This is a genomic window from Mycolicibacterium phocaicum (genome assembly GCF_010731115.1).
GTDB classification, from domain to species: Bacteria; Actinomycetota; Actinomycetes; order Mycobacteriales; family Mycobacteriaceae; genus Mycobacterium; species Mycobacterium phocaicum.
The window spans coordinates 2,944,490-2,966,612 of record NZ_AP022616.1 but is presented as its reverse complement, the minus strand read 5'-3'; the positions used below and the strand labels follow the sequence as shown (position 1 = coordinate 2,966,612).

The window sequence follows — 22,123 nt, the reverse complement described above, 5'->3', positions numbered from 1 at the left end:
GCAGCGCCCCGTGGCGCTGCTCGTTATCCCCACAGCGTCCCTTGTCGAGCCCGCCGGTGTACGGGCTTTGCCGGAATCCACAGGTTGCGTTAAGGAGCGAGAACGCCGGCGCCGAACCAATGGCAAAGCAGCAGTGCGACTTCCACGTCGATGCGGTCTTCTTCGATCGATCTGCCGCGGCGCTCGATGGCGCGCTGGACGCGGTACTTCACCGAGTTGACGTGCAGGTGCAGCTCGTCGGCGCTGGATTTGAAGCTGGAGCTGTTGCGCAGGAACCCGCGCAGGGTCTCCCGTAGCCGTTCGTCGTTGTCGGTGTTGGCGGCCAGCGGGCCGAGGACCTGGCCGACCCACGAGCGGGCATGTTCGAGGTCGGCGCCGAACTGTGCTGCGACCATGAGTCCCGGTTCGTTGGCGGCCGTGACCGGCCGTGGCGGTGCGCCCGGCGCCATCGCGACCGCCCTGGCGGTGACGGCCTGGCGGTGTGAGTCGCGGAATCCGGCGAGGCCCTCCAGCGGGTTGCCCGTGGCCAGCCAGGGCGCGTCCCGGCGCGACCGGACGACCGCACGGATCCGGCCCACAGGATCGTCGGCGTCAGCGGGTAACGGAACCCACGCCCATCCCGTTGTCCGGTCCGACGCGACGAACAAGGGGCGCTCACGGGCGCCCAGAACAACTGCCAGCTCGGCGACGAACCGCTCCATGGTGGCCAGTTCGTCGCCGTCGGCATGCTCCGCGCACCACACGATGAGTGCGAGATGCACCCGGCGGAGCGGGTAGCGGATGAGGTCGGTCGTCTCATCGATGTCGAGATCGCCGCCGTCGAGCACCTCGCGCACGCGCAGTGCCCGCATCTGGTTCCGGTTGGACAGCCATCGATCGCGTTCGACCTGGTAGGCCGTCACCACCTGGTGCGACACCTGGTCGATGTACGCGAATGAGCCGGCCGCGATCTCTTCGAAGACCTGCAATCCCAGCTCAGCATCGAGTTTTGCGGCCCGCACCTCATCGAGGACCAATTTGAGGACACTGTGGTGACCGAGCCGGTACGCCCGCACCAATTCGTCGACATCGGTGCCGCGCTGGGCCATCCGGCGCGCGTGCTCCAGCGCAGCCGTGGGTGGGGCGATGCGCTCGATGGGGATGCCGTGGCGGATGGCGGGGAAGAACGCTTCGAGATTGCCCTGCACGGCGTCGTAGAGCAGGGCCATCAACTCGCCGTCGCCGGCCATTTCCGATCGCTCGTGGGCGAGCAGCTCCTGGATGGAGCGGGTCATGGCGGGCAGCTTGTCGCTCAATCGGCCCATGATCAGGGCCGCGGTTTCGGTGGCGAGGGTGCCGGTGTCGTGGCTTCGCGACATCGCCCGACTCTATGGCTTCGCGGACGTGCCTATCTGCGAATGCGGGTGCGACCCGCGACTGACTGAATCGTCAATTCGTCACTGGCCGGCGGCGTAGGCCAGGGTGCGCGCGCGTGCCGGCACCGCGACGTGCGGCAACGCGGCCGAGTGGACGGCGGCAGCGGCGGCGCTGCGGCGGGCGTTGAACCAACGGACTCCCGCGGCGGTGACGACCAGCAGCAGCGGCCACAGGCCGATGGCGAAGAGGACGACAGCGTCGATGATGAAGCTGGGTTCGAACATGGCAGTACTCCTGTGGTCGGTGAAAGATATTTGTTCCGTTGGCATTTGGGGCTCTCGCAACGGGAAGCTGATACCAGAACGGTACGGCGCGGGCGCGCGGCGACCCAGGTACCGCCGAGACAATCTTTTGGCGATCTCGCCCCGAATCGTTGTCTCTGAGGAACAAAGGGACATCAATTTCCGCGGGTGGCCCCCATTCCGGCCTGCCGCGCCGACAATTGAGGGTGACGACAGCAACCGAGCCGAAGGCCCCCGACGTGTCAGAACCCGACGAAACGCAACGCGGCGTCGCGACCGGCATCGTCGCGGAACTCGAAGGCGAGGGCTTCTACGGCGCCGAGCCCGTCGGACGCGGTGGGTTCGGTGTCGTCTACCGGTGTCGCCAGCCGTCGCTGGACCGGGTCGTCGCGATCAAGGTCCTCAACGCCGACTCGGACGACGTCGACCTCGAGAATTTCGAACGTGAGCAGCGGGCCATGGGCCGCGTGTCAGGTCACCCGAACATCGTGCCGGTGCTGCACAGCGGGCTGACGTTCACGGGGCGCCCGTTCATCGTCATGCCGTACCTCGGCCGGAACACGCTGTCGGCATGGATCCGGCAGCACGGCCCGCTGGCCGTCGGGGAGGCGCTGACGGTCGGAGTGCGACTGTCGGGAGCGCTGGAAACCGCGCACCGCGCCGGCGTACTGCACCGAGATATCAAGCCGCCCAACGTACTTCTTTCGGCGTACGGGGAGCCGCAGCTGTGCGACTTCGGCATCGCGCGCATCGCGGGCGGCCGCGAGGCCACGATGAACGTTTTCGTCGGATCGCCGTCGTACACCGCGCCGGAGCTGTTCGAAGGCGCGACGCCCACGGCCGGCGTGGACATCTACGGGCTGGCGGCCACCGTCTTCACCCTGATCAAGGGGGAGCCGCCGTTCCAGTTCCAGAAGGGGGAGAACCCCATCGCGTTCGCCCGGCGGGTGCTCGCCGGACCGGTGCCGGACCTTCGCGCGAACGGCGTTGCCGACGCCGTCTGCACCGTCCTCGAGCAGGGGCTGAACGTCGATCCCGCACAGCGCCCCGCGACGGCCGCGGAGTTCGGCGAGTTGTTGCGGGCCGCGGGTGTGCGCATCGGACTGAACATCGCCGACGTGCCGCTGGAGCTGCCGGAAGTCGAGTACGCCGGGGTGGAATCGTCGCCGGACACTGGCGGACGCTCTACCGGAGGAATCGGACTACGGACCGACGGTTCCGGACGGTCGACCTATCCGCCCAGTTCACCGGCCAGGTTTCGGCCGCCGACTTTCAGCCGCCCGTCGGTGCCGCGCCGGCGCATCCTGGACCGCCTCGGTGCCGGGCGCAGGCCGAAGCTGGTGCTCATCCACGGGCCGGCAGGCTATGGCAAGACCGTGCTGGCGACGCAGTGGGTCGAGGCGCTGGTCCGCGACGGTGTGCCGGCGGCCTGGCTGACTGTCGATGCCGACGACGACAATGCCTTCTGGTTCGTGGCCCATCTGATCGGCGCGGTGCGTGTCGTGTTGCCCGAGCTCGCGGACGCGTTGCAGCAGGAATTCGATGAACGGCCGGACTCCGCACTGCGGCAGGTGCCCAACCTGTTGATCGAGTGGCTGCACTCCCACAAGCAGACGCTGGCCCTGCTGATCGATGAGTGGCATCGCGTCACCAGCGCCGACAGCCTGGACACGCTGGCTTATCTGCTCGAGAACGGCTGCCATCACCTGTACCTGATCGTGGCCGGCCGGGCCGGCACCGGGCTGCCGCTGGGCACCCTGGGTGTGCAGGGTGAACTGGTCGAGATCGACGCGTCGCAGCTCCGATTCGATCTCGGCGAGGCCCGGACGCTCCTGGTCGACCGGTGCGGCCTGGACCTGCCCGCGGCCGTCGTGGCCGACCTCGAAGAGTCGACCGACGGCTGGCCTGCCGCCTTGCAGCTGGCATCGCTGAGCCTGCGGGACGGCGGCGATGCTGCCGCCCTCGTCGGCCGGCTCTCCGGCTCGGACAAGGTCATCGGCGACTACCTGACGTCCAACGTGCTGGACAGCCTGGAACCCGAACTCGTCGAGTTCCTGTCGGCGACGTGCATCACGAAACAGATCTGCAGTGGCCTGGCAACTGCGCTCACGGGCCGTCCGCGCAGCCGGGAAATGCTCGAGGACATCGAGCGGCGGGACCTGTTCCTGCGGCGGACCGACCCCGACGGGACGTGGTTCCGATACGCCAATCTGTTCGCGGACCACCTTCGGCACCGGTTGAAGCGCGACGACGAGGACCGGGTCGTGGCGTTGAATCGAACGGCCGCACAGTGGTTCACGAAGCACCGGATGTACAACGACGCCGTCGATCACTGGCTGGCCGCCGGCGACGACGAACAAGCGGTCGACGCTGTCGAGCAGGTGTCCCCGGACCTCCTCGAACAATGCGAACTGATGGAGCTGATCGGGCTGGCGGCCAAGTTGCCCCCGAATCTCGCCGAGGAGCGGCCGCGGCTGCAGGCCAACCTGGCGTGGGCCAACGTGATCCTCCGCCGGCCTGCCGCTGTGGCCGACGCGCTGCAGTTGGCCGAAGACAACATCGACCTGCTCGGCGACGACGAAATTGACGATGTCCGTTGCGAATTGGATCTGCTGCGCGTGGTGATGGCCGGGCATGCCGACCACATCGATGCATTCACCGAAACAGCGGCGCAGGCCTGTGTGGCCCGAACCGACACCCTGGCGCCGTTCGTGCTGTGCCGAGCGGCCTACACCCTCTCCTACGTCGCGCTGCGCAAATTCGACTTCGACGGGGCACTGCGCTGGCACCGATGGGGGCACAAATACCGCCGGTCCATCGCGGGGCCGATGACCGTCGGCTACGGCTACCTCATCGCCGCCCTCGCCGCCAACGAGCAACTCGATGTCGCCGGCGCCGAGGCGCATCTGCGGCACGCGATCAGGATCGCCCTGTCGCCGTCCGGGCATCCGACCCACATCGCCAAACTCGCCGGGGCGCTGCTGGGTGAATTGCTATACGAGCGTGGGCAACTCGACGAGGCGCAGGTTCTGCTCGACGACGCGTACGCCCTCGGCGTGGAGGGCGGCATCGTGGACGTGATGCTCGCGACCTATCGCGCGGGTGCCTATGCCATGAGTGCCCGCGGCGACACGGCCGGTGCCGAGCTCCGACTGTCGGAAGGTATCGGCCATGCCCGGGCGCTGGGGTTGCCGCGGTTGGAAGCGGGACTGGTGCTGACGCACATTCGCGTCGCGGCGCTGTCCGGCAAGGAGATCGACTCGGCGCTGACGCGTCGCGTCATGGCATACGGCGTGCAGGACCTCGACGAAAGCAGAGATCTGACAGCAGAATTCAGAGAAGACGCACAGATCAGGCTGCTACTGCGCGACGGGCAGCCTGCGGCATTGGCGTCGGCGTGCGAACGGGCCCGGGCCCGGCTCGACCACACCGACAAGCTGCAGCGGCCGCGGGCGCGCCTGCAGGCCAGGGTTCAATATGCCCAGTGTCTCGCGGCCGCCGGGCAGGACGAAAAAGCTCAGTGGGTGCTGGCCCCGGCGCTGAAAACCTGTGCTGCGCTCGGGTTGAGCCGGCTCCTCATCGACGAGGGGCCGGCAGTGCTGCGCGTCGCGCATGACGTCGCGGTCGGCTGGGAAACAGTTGACGTCGCCACTGCGGCCGGTATCAGTGACTTCGTCCACCAGCTCGAGGCAGCTTCGCTGCACCACGCGGGTTGATTTGCCTGGTGGCCCGCTGTCACTGCAGACCGGCTGCCGACGTCTGTTCGCCGCCCGGTGGACCGGCGTCGTCCATCCCGAGAACCGTCTGCACGACGGCATCGATGCTGGGAATGTCATCGAACGTATCGGTCGCGGGAGATACGTTGTTGCTCAACGCTGTTGCGATGACGTCCCAGGTTTGGCCGGCGGCATATGCCGCCTCGACAGCCTCGCGCAGTTCGGTCTGGGCGGCGCGCAGCGCCTGGTGCGCGGCGCTGATGCGCTCGAGGTATGCGAGACGCAATTCCTGCTTCTCTGCTGACATCTCCTGTGCTCCAAGCGTTCTGAAGCCCGTGGTCGGTCCGGGCGCCGGGGCTGAGCTTGTGTGTCACATCCGGACCGGATCTGACACACAAGCTCATGTTCGTCAGCTCAGCCGGGAAGGCCGGGCCCCATGGCGGTCACCTCACCACCTTTCGTTTACCACCTATGCGGCTCAGGGTAGATAATCTGTTTTGATTGACATAGATTTCTATATAGCACTGTGCCATGATTCAATGCAAGTAGTGGAACAGGAAATCTCATGAACGATGCAGATCGCCGGCTGATGCCGCCGAACGCAGGACCCTCCGCCGCGGGTCCGGCATCTGATCATGCGGTCTACGGGATCACGGTCGCTGCCGAACTTTCCGGCGCGCCAACACAATCGCTGCGGCTGTGGGAACGCCATGGGCTTCTCGCGCCGGCGCGCACCGATGGCGGTACCCGCCGCTACAGCGCAGACGACGTGGCCCGGATCGGGCGCATCGTCGCCCTGGTCGCCTCCGGCGTCAACATCGCGGGAATCGGCAGGATCCTCGAATTGGAGGATGACAACAGCGCGCTGCGCAGCGCTGCCGACCGGCGCAACCGGCCGAAGTGACGGCCGGCTGACCAGTTCGCGCGGTTGATGAGGTCAGGCTTTCTCCGAGAGTCCGCGGGTCGCGGGCCCCTCCAGAAGTCGCCCGTCAGGCGCGAACCGCGAGCCGTGTAGCGGGCACTCCCAGGCCCGGTCCGCATCGTTCCACCGCACCACGCCGCCCAGGTGCGGACAGATCGCCGACACGGAGCGTTGTTGTCCGTCGACCAGGCTGTTGGCGCGCAACTGCCACGGGGGACCGCTGACCACTCCGGCACCTTCGGCGAGGCCATCCGGCGAGGTGGCGATCGGGGCGATCCAGCCTTTGGCCAGGTTCAGTCCGACCTCGAGATTCGCGCGCAGCGCGGCAGTCATGCCGCGCAGTTCGTGCGGACTCCAACTGGCGAACGCGCGCGCCCACTCGATGTGGCCACCGAGTAGCTGTGCCGACAGGGCCAGCGCCGCCGCAACGCCGTTGGTCAGGCCCCACTTGTCGAAACCTGTTGCCACCCGGATTTTTTCGTAACCAGGAAGCAGTGGACCGACGTACGGCAACTCATCGACGGGCGAATAGTCCTGTGCCGACCAGAAGTGTGTCGGATGGGCGCCCGGATAGTGCAGCTCCGCCCACTTGGCGAGTTCGGCCACGTCATGTGCGGGCGCGTGCCCACGGCCCACCGGATGGCCGGCACCACCGACGATGAGCTTCTCGCCGGCCGCGGTGGGTGCGTAGCGCACCGACCGGGTGGGTGAATCGACCGAGATGAACATGCCGCCCGTCGCCTCGCGAGCGACGTCAAATGCCATGCAGTAGGAGCGTTTTGCCGTCAGCCGGGCGAAGAATCCGCCGCGATCCAGGATCGGCGTCCCGGTTGCCAGGATGCACCGGTGTGCGGTGACCGACATCTCGGATCCGGCGGTATCGACGGTGGGGTGTGTTGCTCGCAACGCCACGCGTAACAGTCCGTCGTCGGCCACCGACACGGCGCGCACGCCCTGCAACAGCGTGCCGCCGTGTGTTTCGAGTTCGACCGCCAGACTGTTCAGCAGGGGCATCGGGTCGAGCTGCGCTTGATCACGCAGCCGTACGCCGCCGTGGAAGGGAAATGGGACATCGGCGGTGTCGATCCACTCGGCTCGCGTCAATCCCGCTTCCTGGCAGGCGCTGAACGTATCGCGCGCGGTGGCGATGCCGGAGACCGTCTGGGCGTAGGCATGGTCGGGTTCGGCCTGCCACGGGATCGCGTGATTCTCGCAATGCCGCACCAGCCAGTCACGGCCCTCGGCGTTACCGCGGACATAGTCGCGCAGCACATCCGCGTTGTGCTTGGCGGCGATGCGCGCCAGCTTGCTGCCCTGCAGCACGCTCAATTTACCGGAGGTGTTGCCCGTTGTGCCGGCACCCACATGCCGTGCCTCGACGACCGTGACGTTCTTGCCCGCCCGGGCCAGTAGCACCGCGGTGGTCAGCCCGGCGATGCCGGCGCCGATCACGACCACGTCGGCGGGTGACGCCATATCCGTCGACTCCGGCGACGGCGGCGAAGTCGGCGACATCTCGCGGTCGGCCAACCACAACGAGGTCAGGTGGCAACCTTCTGGAGGTCCGGTCTCCGCCATGCCTAGCCGGCCATGAATTCGGCGTAGGCGGAGGCCAATTCGGGTGGTAGCACCGTCACGTTGCACCGCTGCTGGGTGTCACCGATGGGCGCCAGAATTCCGCGCAGGTCCTGATACTGCTGGGGGTGGGCCGTGAAGTAGGCCCGGAGATTGGCCGACGCCGTCGGCCGCGGCTGCGAATATGACGCCACCACAACCTGATTGGCGTCGGGCTGCGCCGTCAGGTAATTGCTGGCCGCGCCGGTGGCCGAACTGACGGTATTCGCAACCGAATCCGGGCTGCAGTCGGTTTCTGCGGCGGCGGTTGCGGGCGTGACCAGGCTCAGACAGACCGGTACGGCGGCCAGCGCCGGGATCAGGCCCGTGATTCGAGTCGAGAGCTTCATTGCATGTCCTCCTCTGTGTTTCGCGGCCGATTGGATGCAGATCAGCCGAGATGGCCGCACGGCATCCGTCGGGCACCGGTGTCATATACCCGCGGTCGTGAATCTCAATCCCCGGCTTTGCTGCCTCTTCGTCACAGCGCATGTTTGAAAATCGTGGAGCGGGTATTCAGCCACCGTCAGGCGGATCCCGAACTCGACGTCCGCTGGAGTGGCTCCGACATCGCCGTCGCTTCTCTCCGGTTCCACAGATCCGGGCGTCCGGTCGGTCCGCACTGGCACCGCCGGGACGGTCCAGCCGCAAACAGGACCGTCCCGGCCACCATGTCAGCCGCGCGGGAGCGTGGCGTGCGGGCGGAACGGTCGAGTCGGGGGCTCTTCGTGCCGCACCGCGCGCATCCGGGTGGTGGGTTGCTCGGCGACAAACTGATGCGGGGGGCCGAGTTTGGTGGTCCGCCTCTCGCGCCGGGCGGACTCCCGCTCGATCAGCAGACCGCTGGCGATGCGGTCGAACGCGCTCTGGACATGAATGCGCTCGGGCACGCCCTGGAATTCGTCTGACTGCGTGAGGGTTTCGGTGATCCAGCTGGAGATCACATTGCGTGCCCTGCCGACCTCGGCGGAGCCCGCGGCCGTCAGTGCGTATTCGCTTCCGGAGCGCGTTGCGAATCCGGTGGCCACCAAACGACCGAAGGTCGGTTCGAGCACCTGATGTGGCACCCGTCGATCATCCGCAATGTCGAGCAGGTCGGCTGCCCCTGTCACCGCGGCGTACCGGTAGATCAGCATCAGCGCCCACAGTTGCGCGGTCCCCAGGCGGCTGTTCGAGGTGCGCGCCACCGCTTCGAGGTCAATGCCGTTGCTACGCTGCAACAACCGGCCGACGGCGACTTCGATGAGTTTCTCCGGCGACTCGGTGGTCGGCATGCCGAAGCCCTCGCCCATGTCGGTGCTGCCACTGGCGGCAGCGTCACGCAGCGGCACCTGTTTGAGGAACAGGGCCAGCACGAAGCCGACGACCGCGACAGGCGCCGCCAACAGGAACACCTGGCTCAAGGAGTCGGCGTAGGCGTTGATGATCGGGGCGGCGGTGTCGTGCGGAAGGCTGTGCAGCACTTTCGGAGACGTTGCCGCCTCGGGTGGTGCGCCGGCGGCCCTCATGGCCGACGGGATGCGGTCGCCCAGGAAGTTCGCGAACATCGAGCCGAAAATCGCGGCACCGAAAGAACTTCCGATGGTGCGGAAGAACGTCACACCCGAGGTGGCGACGCCGAGATCGGCGAAGTCGACGGTGTTCTGCACGACCAGAATCAGCACCTGCATGCTGAGCCCGATCCCGGTACCGAGGATCAGCAGGAACAACGATTGGGTCAGCGTCGAGGTGTCGGCGTCCATCCGGGACAGCAGCACGAACCCCAGCGCCATGATGGCAGTGCCGGCGATCGGGAAAATCCGGTATTGCCCTGTGCGGCCGACGATCGCGCCGCTGCCCAGTGAGGTGACGAGCAGACCGGCGACCATCGGCAAGGTGCGCAGCCCGGACGCGGTTGCCGAGACGCCGTCGACGAACTGCATGTAGGTCGGTAGGAACGTCAGCGCACCCAGCATCGCGAACCCGACGACGAACGACAGCACACAGCACACCGTGAAGACCGGGTTCGCGAACAAGCGGATCGGCAGAATCGGCTCGGGCGCACGGCGTTCCACCATGACGAAGCCGACGAGCGCCAACGCCGACGCGACGAACAACCCGATGATCGTCGCCGAACCCCAGGCATAGGTGGTGCCGCCCCAGCTGGTCGCCAGCGTAAGGCCGGCGGCCCCGAGCCCGACCAGGACGATGCCCGCATAGTCGACGACGGGTCGTCCGGCGCGCGTCAGTTCGGGAATGGCCACTGCCGCGATCCCGATGACCACCACCGCCACCGGCACGTTGATCCAGAATGCCCACCGCCACCCGAGGTGGTCGGTGAACAGCCCGCCGAGCAGCGGCCCGACGACGGTCGTGACGCCGAACACGGCGCCCAAAGCGCCTTGGTACTTGCCTCTTTCGCGCAACGGGATGACCTCGCCGATCACCGCGACGGCCGTCACGGTGATCGCGCCACCACCCAGGCCCTGCAGCGCCCGCGACGCGACGAGCATCCCCATCGATTCCGAGAGTCCACACAGGACCGAGCCGGCCAGGAACAGCAGGATCGCGACCTGAAAGACCTTCTTGCGGCCGAAGATGTCACCGAGCTTGCCGACCACCGCGGTCACGATCGTCGAGGCGAGCAGGTAGCTGGTGACGACCCAGGACTGATGGCCGGCGCCACCTAGGTCGGCGACGACGGTCGGCAGGGCCGTCGCCACGATGGTCTGGTCGAGTGCCGCCAGCAGCATCCCGAGGACGACGGCCAGGAAGACGAAGTTGCGCTGCCGAATGCTGGGGGCCGCGTCCGCGACATCAGCAGGCGGATGAGTGGTCATGGTTGCCACGGTCCGGCCGCTGTCAGGTCTGGGCCGGACTGCTCGCCAATGCCTCGGTGATGGCCTCGCAGAACGCCGGTAGATCGGAGGGCGAACGGCTGGTGATGAGATTGCCGTCGATACACACTGCTTCATCGACGACGGTCGCCCCGGCGTTACGCAGATCGGTGCGAACACTCGGATAGCTCGTCACCTTGCGGTCGCGCACGACGTCCGCCTCGACGAGGGTCCACGGGCCGTGACAGATGGCGGCGACGGGCTTGCCGGAGCGCACGAAGTCGCCGACGAACGCCACCGCGGTGTCGTCGACCCGTAACTTGTCGGGGTTCACCGTGCCGCCCGGCAGGATCAGCGCGTCGAAGGCGTCGACCCGCACTTCACCGACGGTGCGGTCCACCGCAATGCTGCCCGCTGGTTCGAGATCGTGGTTGCGGGCTTGGATTTCACCGGCCTTGAGCGACAACACCTCGACGGCGCCGCCGGCCTCCTCGACCGCGGCGCGCGGTTCCTCGAGCTCGACTCTCTCGACCCCATCGGCGGCGAGGATGGCGATCCGGCGGCCTTGCAGTTCCTTGAGCACCTGGGTGGGCTACCCGTGTCGGCTACTCCGGAAACACGCGCGTCGCCGGTGGGGGACTGTCGACAATTGCCGGCAACACGAAGGTCCGGAGGTAGTTCCGCGCCACCGTCGGATCGCTGCTGCCGGGCACCACGTCCAGCAGCAGGCTCAGTGCCGTCGAGATGAGGAACTGCGCAAGGTCATGCGGATGCAGGCCGGGCCGGAACTGGCCTGTCGTGCTGTTGGCGAGCATGCCTTCGACCATCGACTGGACCGTCCTGGTCAGCGAGCCGTCGTTGGCGATGAGCGTGGCGACGGCGCCGTCGGGCGTCTGGTCGGCGATGGTTTGCAGCAGTGGATCGTGCACCAGCTGCGTCGCGACGATGACGAGGCTGTCGATCAGCAGGTCGACCGGCGTGGCGTCGGCGGCCACCTGCTGCAGCATCGTCAGCATGTGCCGTTGGGTAGTGCGTTGCACCAACGCTGCGATCAGTTCTTTCCGGGTGGCGAACTGCCGGTAGATCGCGCTGCGCGAGTAGCCGGCCTCGGCGGCGATGACCTCCATGGTGAAGGTCCCGCTGCCACCGTCGATGAAGAACTGCTCCGCGGCGTCGAGCAGTACCTGCCGGGACTGCTCGGTGTTGTTGCCGCCACCGACCGGACGCCCACGGGGCCTGCGCTGCGGAGCTGACACTCGACGGTCCTACCGGGGATGGGCCAATGGGACCATCAGTATGCCGTAGCCCTGACTGGTCGCCGGGCCGCACTTTAATGACACATGCAAACCAATTTGTTCATTTTCCCGCGGCGGGCAGCGACGCGGGCTAGCGTGCGGTTGATGATGAGGTTGTCCGCACAAGCGTGGGTACTGCTGGCCTCGGGAGGTCTGGCGCTATGGCTGCCGCTCGCGCCGGCGTTGGCCGACGACGCGACCGGTTCCCAACCCGGCGCAGCGGGTCCCTCGTCGCAGACAACGACGTCGGGGGCCACGACATCGCAGAAGTCCACGTCGCAGAAGTCCACGTCGCAGAAGTCCACGTCGCAGACCGGCAAGTCGCAGCCCGCGACCGACGCGCATGCGCGTAAGTCCGCCGGGCATTCCCCGCGCAACAAGAAGGCCGACGACCCGCCCAAGGTCGACAAGAGAAAGCCCGATGAGGGCAAGTCCGAGCGCGGCACGGCGCCGGCCGGCCCCATCCGCCCGGAGAAAGTGGTTCGGGCGCAGACGGTTCGGCTCAGGCCGACAGTGCCGCCGGTGAGGCTTCCGAACGCAATGGCGGTCGAGCAGCCCCAGTCCCCGGGCGTCGCCGCGCTGCCAGCCTCGGCGATGGCATCGCAGCCGAGCGCCACGACCGCCACCAGCGCCACGACCACCGCCGGCGCCACGACCGCCACCAGCGCCACGACCACCGCCGGCGCCACGACCACGGCCGTCAAAACCGCGCGGCCCAGCCTGATCAACGCCATCGGATCGTTCGTGTTCAACGTCATCGGCGGCGCCATGCTTGCGTTCGCCGGCCCGCCGGCACTGCCGCGGGGGAGCACGGTCACGGTCAAGGTGTCCAGCCTGACCATGCCGGACACCGGGCAAAAGGTTCAGGCGAACTGGTACTTCCCGCAGAACGCCGATACGACGACCCGGATGATCTACTTCCAGCACGGCTTCATGGCCGTCGCCCCGATGTACAGCTACACCCTCGCTGCGCTGGCGCAGAGCACCAACAGCATTGTGGTTGCTCCGACATTGTCCTCCAATGCATTTGATCCGAAAGCCCGATGGCTCGGTGGTTCGGCAGATCAGCAGGCCGTGGCGGACCTGTTCGCCGGTGACCGTTCGGCGTTGACCGAAAGCGCAAGTGCCGCAGCCGGACACCAGGTGACGTTGCCCACGAGTTTCGTCCTCGTCGGGCATTCGCTCGGCGGCGCGCTGGTCACCGGCGCCGCCGGCCGCATGGTGGACAACGGCGCCGTCGCGAACCTGCAGGGCGTGGTGTTGATGGACTCGGTCGACCTGAACAACGTGGTGCCCACCGCGCTGCAGAAGTTGACCGGCGCCGATTACCGCCCGGTCTACGACATTTCATCCGAGCCGTACGTATGGAACCGGGACGGTCTGGTCGGCCGGGAACTCGAAGCGGCGCGACCCGGCCAGTTCAACGGGGTCATGCTTGTCGGCGGCCGGCATATCGACGCGCTGCAGGGTGCCAATCCGGTGCTGCAGTTCGCCGAGTACGCAGTCGCCGGGTTCTCGAAACCGTCGAACGTGGAAGCGGTGAAGATCCTCGCCGGCGGATGGATCAACGACATGTTCGCCGGTACCCACACCGGCAGCTACGGATCGCCGCAGCAGGCCATCGAGATCGGTACCAAGGCGGGCACGGCCACCGCGGTGACATTGCCTTTCGCTTCCGAGCAGCCGGTGCAGGCCACGCCGTGGGACGGCCTCGCGCAGCTGATCCTGAACGCCGTGATGCAGGTGGCTGTCTACGAGCCCATGGCGCAGACGACCACCAGTCGCGCCGTCAGCGCAGTTCTGCGATGACCTTCGCGAAGGCTTCCGAATGCTGTTGCTGGACAATGAAGTAACTCACCCCGTAGCGATCCCGTAGCTCGCGAATGCGGTCGGCCATGTCGGTGGTGCTGCCGCTGAGCACACCAGGGGTCGTCATCAGTTCGGCGTCGCTGAGTTCCGGCTGGAAGTGCCGGGTGATCGACAGGTTCGGAATGCCGGATTCATCGGTCGGCACCGCGGTGATGGCCAGGTTCAGCTCCAGCTCAGCGAAACGGTCGCCAGCGGCGTTGCGCACGAAAGAAATACGCTCGGCGAGGGGATCGTGCGCTTCGGTGCGCGGCCCGCCACCGGTCAGTCCGATGATCTGGGCCTGCTGGGCGGCGACCGTCAGCAGCTTGTCGCCGGCACCGGCGATCATCACCGGCACATCGGGCAGGTGGGTGCGCAGATACGAGGTGACGTGCGCGGTGTACTCGACCCGTTTCCCGGCGCTGGGGAACGGCAGCTCGGCGGCATCGAATTCTTCCTTGACGTACCCGGCGCCGAGGCCCGTCTCGAAGCGTCCCTCGGTCAGGTCGCGCATGGCCGCGATATCGCGGGCCAGCAGCGCGGGCTTGTAGAAGCACGCGTTGAACACGAAGGTGCCCAGGTGCAGCGTGCTGGTCGCGGTCGCGGCCGTCGCCAGCACCGGAAACGGGGCCGGAGCGCCCAGATGGTCGGGCACCAGCAGGACGTCGTAGCCGAGGTCCTCAGCGCGGCGCGCCGCGTCCTGGACCGCTGACCCACTGTCGGTGTGCCGCAGGCCCACGCCGAACCGGAAATCTCTCGTCATGTGTTCGACCTTACGGACGCGCGGGCCGCGCCCGCCGGTGCAAACTTCAGGTGTGAGCGCCAGACTGACCCTGACCGCGGTCTGCGTCGTGGTGTTCATGCTGCTGCTCGACATGACGATCGTCGCCGCGGCACTGGCCGACATCCAGGCGTCATTGCACGCGCCGCTGTCCGGTTCGCAGTGGGTGGTGGACGCCTACGCCCTGCCGATGGCCGGATTGCTACTGACCGCGGCGACGGTGGGGGACCGGTTGGGGCGGCGGCGGTTGTATCTCGGCGGCCTGGTGGTGTTCATGTTCGCGTCGGCCGGGTGCGCGCTGGCCCGCAACATCGACGCACTCAACGGGCTGCGGGCGGTGCAGGGCGCGGCCGGCGCGGTGCTGCTCGGGGTGTCGTTGCCGATGCTCGCGGCCGCGTTCCCCGATGCGCGGCAGCGGGCGGGCGCCATCGCGGCGTACGGCGCGGCGATGGGGGCAGGCGGTGCCGTCGGGCCGCTGCTGGGCGGTGCGCTGGTCACTGCGTACGGGTGGCCGTCGATCTTTCTGATCAACCTGCCGGTCGGGGTGCTCGCGCTGTACATCGTCATCTTCGCCGTCCCCGAGAGCGTCGTCCCGAGGTCCCGGCCGGTCGACATCTGGGGCACGGTGGTGTTGACGGCGGCGCTGTTCGCGGGCGTGTACGTGCTCATCGAAGGTAACCACTTGGGCTGGGATAGTCCGATCACGTTGGGGCTGAGCGCTTTCTGTGTGGTTGCTCTGAGCGCCTTCGGGCTCCGCGAGTCCCGGCTGTCCGAGCCCATGCTGGATGTGCGGCTGCTCGCCGGCCCCGGCTTCGCGGGTGTCTCCCTGGCCGCGTTCGCCGCAACCGGGACGTTGATCGCGTCGACGAACTACCTCGCGTTGTATTTCATGAACACGTTGGGATTCAGCCCCTTCGGTGCCGGGCTGCGGTCGCTGCCGCTCACCCTGGCGATCGTGCTCGGCGCTCCGGTGGCGATGGTCGCGGCGCGGCGGATACCGGTGGTCGCGACCATCCCGGCCGGCGTCGCGTTGATTGCCGCGGGGATGTGGATGATGACCGCAGTAAACGCGAACACGACATGGACGCACTTCATCTCGGGCTCGGTCGTCGCCGGGCTGGGACTCGGTGGGCTCTCCGCGTTGACCTCCGACGCGGCGCTGCGCTTCGTGCCTGTCGCCGACGCCGGGATGGCGACGGGAACGGTCAGCACGGCGCGCCAGATCGGCATCCTGGCCGGCGTCGCCGGGCTCGGTGCGTTGTTCAGCCGGCACGCGGGCGACGTTGCCACGTCCCGTCTTTCCGCAGTGCCGGGCCTGGGCGCCGAAGCGGGGCGGCAGCTCAGTGACGGGCTGGCCGCCGGGGCCGGGCTGCGGGCGCTCGAGGTCGTGCCCGAACGGCTGCGTCCCGCGCTTGCGACGGTAGCGCGGGAAGCGAGTGCGGCCGGCATGCAGTCCGCGTTGACCGCCGCCGCGCTGGCGGCCACCACGGCCACGTTGTTCGTGGCGCTGCTCATCCGGACAGGTTCCCGGCAAACAAACCGAACAGAGTCTGTGGATTAGCCGAAGTTGCTACGGCCGCGCCGCGATGCGGATATTTTCAGACCTTATGGTCGGCGCTGCTGTTCTCATCCCAGCGACCGATTCCGGCCGCTACAGCATCGTCATCTCCGACGACCCCGACGAGATCGAAGCAGCGCAGCGCCTGCGGTATCAGACGTTCGCCGAAGAGCTGGGTGCCGCACTCCCACAAGCGATTCGCGGACCACGCACCGGCGAGATGATCGACGTCGACCGCTTCGACGCATTCAGCGATCACCTGTTGGCCCGAGACGAACAGACCGGGGCGATCGTCGGGTGCTACCGGCTGCTGCCCCCGGACGGCGCCCGGGCGGCCGGCGGCATCTTCACCGACACCAACTTCGAGATGAGTGCCGGCATCGACGCGTTGCGGCCGTCGCTGGTCGAATTGGGCCGTGCCAGCGTGCATCCCGACCATCGCAGCGGCACCGTCATGGCGATGCTGTGGGCCGGCATCCTGCGCTATCAGGAACTGACCGGTTACCGGTGGGCGATCGGGAGTCTCTCGGTGCGCATGGCGGACGGCGGATCGCGCGGTGCGCTGGTGCGCGGCGTTCTCGACCGGGCCTACCGGCAGCATCCGGCGCCGCCGGAGTTCCTGGTGACACCGCGAAACCCGGTGCAGGTCAACGGCATACCCCTCGCTGACCTACCCGATCCCGGTCGCGTGCGGATTCCGCCGATGGTGGCGGGCAGCCTCCGGATCGGCGGCGTCATCTGTGGGGAACCGTCGTACGACCCGGAATTCGACATGGCCGATTTCGTGGTGCTGATCAATCGGGACATGGTGCATCAGCTCTACCTTGCTCGGCTCACCCGCAACCATGTCCAGACCTGAGCCCGCCGACATGCTGGGGGTCGGGTTCGGGCCGTCGAACCTGGCGCTGGCGGTGGCCCTGGCCGAGCGCGGCGTGCGCGGCCGCTTCGTCGACGCCCAGCCGCGGTTCGGCTGGCACCGCGACATGTTGTTACCCGGCACCCGGATGCAGATCCCCTTTCTCAAAGACCTGGCGACGCTGCGCAATCCGCAGAGCGCGTTCACGTTCGTGAACTACCTGAGTGCCCGGGGCCGGCTCGTCGACTTCATCGGCCGCCATGACGTGTTTCCCAGCCGGCACGAGTTCCATGACTACCTGCAGTGGGCCGCCGATCAGTTCGCCGCCGACGTGCGCTACGGCCACCGCGTGGTCGGGGTGACGGGAAACGAGGACGGTTTCGGGGTGCGGCTGGAACCCGGCGAGGTCGTCTCGACGCGCGTCCTGGTGCTGGGTACGGGCCTGCATCCGGTGTTGCCGCCGAGCACGCACCCGAGTCTGCGGCAATGGCACAGCCACCAGTTGCTCAGTGCTGTGGCTGCCCTCGGTCCGGTGGAACGCGGCCGGTTCGCCGTGGTGGGCGCGGGGCAGAGTGCCGCCGAGGTGGTTTCCTACCTCCATCGCACCTACCCGCGCGCCGAGGTGCACGCGGTGTTCGGCCGGTACGGGTACAGCCTCGCCGACGACAGCGCCTTCGTGAATCGCATCTTCGATCCCGCCGCGGTCGACGAGTTCTACGGCGCGGACAGCGTGGAGCGTCAGCGGCTGCTCGACTACCACCGCTCGGCCAACTACTCGGCCGTCGACGTCGATCTCATCGCGGAACTGTATGAACGCGAGTACGGCGAACGCGTGAGTGGGGCCCGCCGGCTTTTCCTGCATCGCGCCTGCAGCGTCACCGGCGCCGACGAAGACGGCGCGGAGGTCCGGCTCGGCGTGCGCAACCTCATCGACAACACGACCGAGACGCTGCGCTGCGATGCCGTGGTCTACGCGACCGGCTATGCGCCGATGGACGTGCCGGCGTTCCTGGGCGAGGTGGCGTCCTGCTACGAGTTCGACGCACAGGGCCGTCCGGTGGCCACCCGCGACTACAGGTTGGTGGCCAAGCCGGGCGCTCCCGGTGACATCTACCTCAACGGCGCGACCGTCGAGCACAGTCACGGGCTCGGTGCGACGCTGCTGTCGAACGTCGCCGTCCGCAGCGGTGAGATCGCGGCGGCGATCAGCCCGTGACGGTCAGGTAGATCAGCACCACGTTCAGCACCGAAATCAGCACGGCCACAGCCCATCCCAGTGTCGTGACAATGCGGTGATTGATGTTCTCGCCCATCACAGCGCGGTTGCTGGTGAGGCGGACCAACGGGATGAGCGCGAACGGGATGCCGAACGACAGCACCACCTGGGAGATGACCAGCGCGCGTGTCGGGTCGAATCCGATGGCCAACACCACCAGCGCCGGAATGACCGTGACCGCCCGCCGGAGCAACAGCGGGTACGACCGGTTCAGCAGGCCTTGCATGATCATCGCGCCGGCGTACGCGCCGACCGACGAGGACGCCAGGCCCGAAGCCAGCAGGCCGACCGCGAAGCACAGTGCGACCGCCGGGCCCAGGGCATGGCCGACGGCGGCGTGCGCTCCGGCGATGGTGTCGGTGCCTTCGACGCCCTGCAGGTGTGTCGCCGCGACCAGGAGCATCGACAGGTTCACCGCGCCCGCCACGACCATCGCCAGGCCGACGTCGAAGCGCGTGACGCGCAGCATGTGGCGCAGCGGGGCGCCGGTCTCGGGCTTGCCGTGCCGGTCGCGGGCCAGGCCGGAGTGCAGGTAGACGACGTGCGGCATGACCGTCGCCCCCAGGATCGCGGTGGCCAGCAGCAGGCTCTCGGGTCCCGCGAAGTGGGGAACCACCCCGCCGAGCACGGCGCCCGGCGCGGGCGGGTCGACGAACAGGCTGGTGAGGAAGCCGATGGTGATGATCATCAGCAGTCCCGCGATGATCCGTTCGAACGCCCGCTGGCTGCCCCGGTTCTGTACCGACAGCAGGCACATCGAGACCACGCCGGTGATCACGCCGCCCACCAGCATGGGGAGCCCGAACAACAGTTGCAGTGCGATGGCGCCGCCCACCACTTCGGCGAGATCGGTTGCCACGGCCACCATTTCGGCCTGTACCCAGAACGCCAGCCGGGTCGGGGTGCGGCAGTTCTCGGCGACCAGTTCCGGCAGGGACCGGCCGGTCGTCAGGCCGAGCTTGGCCGACAGGTACTGCACCAGGCCGGCCATCACGTTGGCCAGCAGGATGACCCACACCAGCAGGAAACCGAACTTCGCGCCGGCGCTGATGTTGGCCGCGACATTGCCCGGATCCACGTAGGCAATGGCAGCGACGAACGCCGGGCCCAACAGGGACCAGGTCGGGCGCGACGAGCGCGACGGTGCGCGGGTCTCGGTCAGCATGCACTCACTCTCTATCCGGGTTTGCGAATAGAAAAGTTAGGTTAGCCGAAATCTCGTGATTGGGGAAACCTGGTCAGCCGGCGGTCGAGCGTCCGTCGGGTGGCGGCGGGATGTCGCGGATCTGATGCCGGCTGGTGACGCCCAGCTTCGGAAATGAGCGGTAGAGGTACCCGGAGACCGTGCGCGTCGAGAGTTGGAGCCGCGCCGCGATCTGCGGGTTGGTCAAACCGCGGCCGGCCAGATAGACGACCTGGTGCTCCTGGGGACTCAACCGCCCGGTGGACGGCACCGTCGGTGCTGTCGTCGGGACGCCGGAAGCGCGCAGCTCCCGGGCGCAGATGTCCAGCCACGGTCTGGCGCCGAGCGTTTCGAACGTCGCCAGTGCGGCGGAGATGTGCCGGCGCGCTTCCTTGCGTCGTCGACTGCGCCGCAGCCACCCCGAGTAGCCGAGCCGCACCCGCGCACGTTCGAACGGCCACCGCTCACCCACGGTGTCGGCCAGGGACCGGGCCAGGGTGTCACCGGGGTCCCCGATGCCCAGCAGGGCCGAGGCATGGTTCACCAATTGGTCGACGCGCGCGGAGTGCGGTTGCGAGAGGTGGTTGAGTGCTGCGGTGAATCTGCGCCGCGCGTCGTCGGTCATGCCCGTCCGCACGGCCGCCTCGGCGTAGTCGACGAGAGCGGGGAAGGAGACGTGGGGGTGCAGCGGTGCGCCGGAGTCGGTGAACAACTCGGCCAGATGGCCGTAGGCCCCGAGATCGTTGCCGTCGACGAGATTGATCAACCCGAGGACGTGGTGTGCCCGCGCCGAGTGCAAGCGGTTGTCGTGGAAATCCAGTACGTCGAGGGCAGCGGTCAGGTGTCCACGCGCCGATGTGGTGTCACCGCGCCGCGCTGCCACCACCGCTCTGATCAGGTCCCCGGTGGCGCCGACCAACGGCTGATCGCTGACGGCCCCGAGCGTGTGCAGCTGGCCGGTGATGCGCAGCGCCTCATCCCAGCGCCCGGTGTCGACGCATGACCACGCGAGCATCGCTGCCGTCAGCGCGTGCCCGTCCGTCGAATCATGTTGCGTCATCAGGGATTGGGCGGCGCGCAGGGTCCGGATGCCGAGTTCTGATTCGTCGGTGACGCCGGCGGCGAGCCCGATCAGGCTCAGGTCCAGCACTCCCAGGCCGCCGATCGGCCGGGTGCCGAGTGCAGTCAACTCGGCGCGTGCGCGCGGGGCATCGGCCACCGCGCGCACCCACAGCCGCGATGTCGACGCGCCGTCCTGTGCCGCCGGCATCGAGTCATCAAGTCGCTGAAGCGTTTTCGCCGTGTCCTGATACACGGCCGGATCACCGGACAGGAAGGCGGCGGCGGCCGCCACACGTAGCGGTTCCCAGGCCAGTGCGGGTTCCAGCTGGAGCGCTTCGTCCGCCGCGGCCAGGAGCGTGGCGGCCGCGGCCCGCCCGTCGTTCCACATCATCGCCATTCCGTGGGCGGTCAGTGCGCGAATCCGGTCATGTGGACTGCGCGCCGCGGCGGATGCGGCATGGGCCTGGTGCCAGGTCTGGCGCTGCGGCAACGCGTTCAGCGCATCGGCCAGAAGTTGGTGTGCGTCCTGCCGGGCGGCCAGCGGCGCGCCGTAGTACGCCGCAGAGCGGATCAGCGGATTGACGGGGTCGATCCGCGCTGACGCGATCCGCACGATGCCCGCGGTCTCCGCCGGTGCCAGGACCGCCGGATCGGTCAGTGCGCCAGGGGGCAGCACACGCAGATCCGCAGCGGACGCCGCGGCGACGACGACGAGCGCGGCGCGCGTGGCCGCCGGCAGGTGTGCCAGATGCTGCGCGTAGACCGCGTGGACGCTGATCGGCAGGGGCAACGGGTCCGGCGCGTAGCCCGCCATGGCTGCCGGGCCGGCGGTCGCACTGGAAAAGTGGATCATCGCCGCGGCGTTGCCCGCGGATTGCTTCACGATCTGCTCGCGCAGGACTCCGCTCGGCGGCGCGGGTTGCGCCTCCAGCAGCTCGAGCGATTGGTCGATGGTCATTGGCCGGAGCGGGATTTCGACGGCGGACCGGCCCGCCAAACCCGTTGCTGCGACGGTGTCGGGCAGCGTCAGCACCACCGCGATCGGGCGGCCGGCACTGCGTCGGGCGGCGAACAGCAGGACGCTGCGGGATTGGTCATCGAGCCAATGGGCATCGTCGACGGTGACCAGGACCGGCTGTCGCCGCGGCACCGCATCCAGGAGTTCGAGCAGTGCCGTGGCCAGTCGGGCGGTGTGGATCTGATCGCCGAACAACGGTGTGCTGAAAAGGGTCTCGATGATGTCAGCGCGGCCGTACGGGTTGGCCTCGGCGCCGTTCAACGCCCGCAGGAGCCGGTGCAGGCCGCCCAGCGGAGTGCCGGTCTCGCCGGGCAGTCCGGCGATCCCGAGGACACGGTGGCCCAACGCTTCTGCCTGAAGCTGGGCTGCGGTGAGTAGCGACGTCTTTCCCGAGCCCAGGGCTCCGGCGATGACGATCACCTGCCCGTGCGGCGGTGACGCGATGGTCTCCCGCAGGACCGCAAGTTCCGCGTCGCGCCCGATGAGCTGCGTCGGCGCGGTGTTCACCCGATCCATGAGA

At 68.0% G+C, this 22,123-nt stretch carries 17 protein-coding genes; 6 read left to right on the top strand and 11 right to left on the bottom strand.

The annotated features are described in order from the left end of the window. Window positions 1-89 precede the first annotated feature (89 nt). Together G6N46_RS14270 and G6N46_RS14265 are read right to left on the bottom strand one after the other, a co-directional pair. The gene (locus tag G6N46_RS14270; RefSeq protein WP_138248002.1) at window positions 90-1,358 is read right to left on the bottom strand and encodes a PucR family transcriptional regulator; all 1,269 of its coding nucleotides are present in this window, start codon (window positions 1,356-1,358) and stop codon (window positions 90-92) included. A gap of 78 nt (window positions 1,359-1,436) precedes the next feature. Next, window positions 1,437-1,640: a hypothetical protein gene (locus G6N46_RS14265; protein ID WP_138248003.1), complete on the bottom strand. Its 204-nt coding sequence runs from the start codon at window positions 1,638-1,640 to the stop codon at window positions 1,437-1,439. Between the two features lie 224 nt (window positions 1,641-1,864). Between G6N46_RS14265 and G6N46_RS14260 the strand changes: the two genes are divergently transcribed. Beyond that, window positions 1,865-5,374, top strand: coding sequence for a serine/threonine-protein kinase (locus tag G6N46_RS14260; protein ID WP_138248004.1), 3,510 nt, complete (start codon window positions 1,865-1,867; stop codon window positions 5,372-5,374). Between the two features lie 19 nt (window positions 5,375-5,393). Here the strand turns inward: G6N46_RS14260 and G6N46_RS14255 are convergent, their stop codons facing one another. Next, window positions 5,394-5,681, bottom strand: a complete 288-nt coding sequence (locus G6N46_RS14255; protein ID WP_138248005.1) for a hypothetical protein — start codon at window positions 5,679-5,681, stop codon at window positions 5,394-5,396. 258 nt (window positions 5,682-5,939) lie between these two features. Between G6N46_RS14255 and G6N46_RS14250 the strand changes: the two genes are divergently transcribed. Further along, a complete protein-coding gene (locus G6N46_RS14250) occupies window positions 5,940-6,278 on the top strand; it encodes a MerR family transcriptional regulator (protein ID WP_407665106.1) in 339 nt (112 codons plus the stop codon). A 33-nt stretch (window positions 6,279-6,311) separates the two neighbouring features. Here the strand turns inward: G6N46_RS14250 and G6N46_RS14245 are convergent, their stop codons facing one another. The 5 genes from G6N46_RS14245 to G6N46_RS14225 form a co-directional block, all read right to left on the bottom strand. Next, window positions 6,312-7,874: an FAD-dependent oxidoreductase gene (locus G6N46_RS14245; RefSeq protein ID WP_138248006.1), complete on the bottom strand. Its 1,563-nt coding sequence runs from the start codon at window positions 7,872-7,874 to the stop codon at window positions 6,312-6,314. A 2-nt stretch (window positions 7,875-7,876) separates the two neighbouring features. Further along, window positions 7,877-8,260 (bottom strand): heme-binding protein, encoded by a 384-nt coding sequence (locus tag G6N46_RS14240; protein ID WP_138248007.1) that lies wholly within the window; start codon window positions 8,258-8,260, stop codon window positions 7,877-7,879. A gap of 324 nt (window positions 8,261-8,584) precedes the next feature. After that, window positions 8,585-10,729: an MDR family MFS transporter gene (locus G6N46_RS14235; protein WP_166428034.1), complete on the bottom strand. Its 2,145-nt coding sequence runs from the start codon at window positions 10,727-10,729 to the stop codon at window positions 8,585-8,587. 22 nt (window positions 10,730-10,751) lie between these two features. Next, on the bottom strand, window positions 10,752-11,309 hold the full coding sequence (locus tag G6N46_RS14230; protein ID WP_133426582.1) for a type 1 glutamine amidotransferase domain-containing protein: 558 nt from the start codon (window positions 11,307-11,309) through the stop codon (window positions 10,752-10,754). A 22-nt stretch (window positions 11,310-11,331) separates the two neighbouring features. Then, complete coding sequence (locus tag G6N46_RS14225; protein WP_167526411.1) at window positions 11,332-11,982, bottom strand: TetR/AcrR family transcriptional regulator; 651 nt, start codon at window positions 11,980-11,982, stop codon at window positions 11,332-11,334. 144 nt (window positions 11,983-12,126) lie between these two features. Between G6N46_RS14225 and G6N46_RS14220 the strand changes: the two genes are divergently transcribed. Beyond that, window positions 12,127-13,830: an alpha/beta hydrolase family protein gene (locus G6N46_RS14220; RefSeq protein ID WP_163692762.1), complete on the top strand. Its 1,704-nt coding sequence runs from the start codon at window positions 12,127-12,129 to the stop codon at window positions 13,828-13,830. On the opposite strand, the gene G6N46_RS14215 is transcribed toward G6N46_RS14220, so the two are convergent. Beyond that, complete coding sequence (locus tag G6N46_RS14215; protein WP_138248008.1) at window positions 13,811-14,632, bottom strand: TIGR03621 family F420-dependent LLM class oxidoreductase; 822 nt, start codon at window positions 14,630-14,632, stop codon at window positions 13,811-13,813. The genes G6N46_RS14220 and G6N46_RS14215 overlap by 20 nt on opposite strands. A gap of 64 nt (window positions 14,633-14,696) precedes the next feature. On the opposite strand from G6N46_RS14215, the gene G6N46_RS14210 reads away from it, so the two are divergent. The 3 genes from G6N46_RS14210 to G6N46_RS14200 are packed head-to-tail and all read left to right on the top strand — an operon-like array spanning window position 14,697 to window position 18,280. After that, on the top strand, window positions 14,697-16,211 hold the full coding sequence (locus tag G6N46_RS14210; protein WP_306308002.1) for an MFS transporter: 1,515 nt from the start codon (window positions 14,697-14,699) through the stop codon (window positions 16,209-16,211). Between the two features lie 46 nt (window positions 16,212-16,257). After that, window positions 16,258-17,067: a GNAT family N-acetyltransferase gene (locus G6N46_RS14205; RefSeq protein WP_064858317.1), complete on the top strand. Its 810-nt coding sequence runs from the start codon at window positions 16,258-16,260 to the stop codon at window positions 17,065-17,067. Further along, the gene (locus G6N46_RS14200) at window positions 17,054-18,280 is read left to right on the top strand and encodes a lysine N(6)-hydroxylase/L-ornithine N(5)-oxygenase family protein (RefSeq protein WP_456093941.1); all 1,227 of its coding nucleotides are present in this window, start codon (window positions 17,054-17,056) and stop codon (window positions 18,278-18,280) included. The genes G6N46_RS14205 and G6N46_RS14200 overlap by 14 nt, the downstream gene beginning before the upstream one ends. On the opposite strand, the gene G6N46_RS14195 is transcribed toward G6N46_RS14200, so the two are convergent. Beyond that, window positions 18,270-19,505 (bottom strand): Nramp family divalent metal transporter, encoded by a 1,236-nt coding sequence (locus tag G6N46_RS14195; RefSeq protein ID WP_138248009.1) that lies wholly within the window; start codon window positions 19,503-19,505, stop codon window positions 18,270-18,272. The genes G6N46_RS14200 and G6N46_RS14195 overlap by 11 nt on opposite strands. A 73-nt stretch (window positions 19,506-19,578) precedes the next feature. Then, a complete protein-coding gene (locus G6N46_RS14190) occupies window positions 19,579-22,119 on the bottom strand; it encodes an AAA family ATPase (RefSeq protein ID WP_138248010.1) in 2,541 nt (846 codons plus the stop codon). Window positions 22,120-22,123 lie beyond the last annotated feature (4 nt).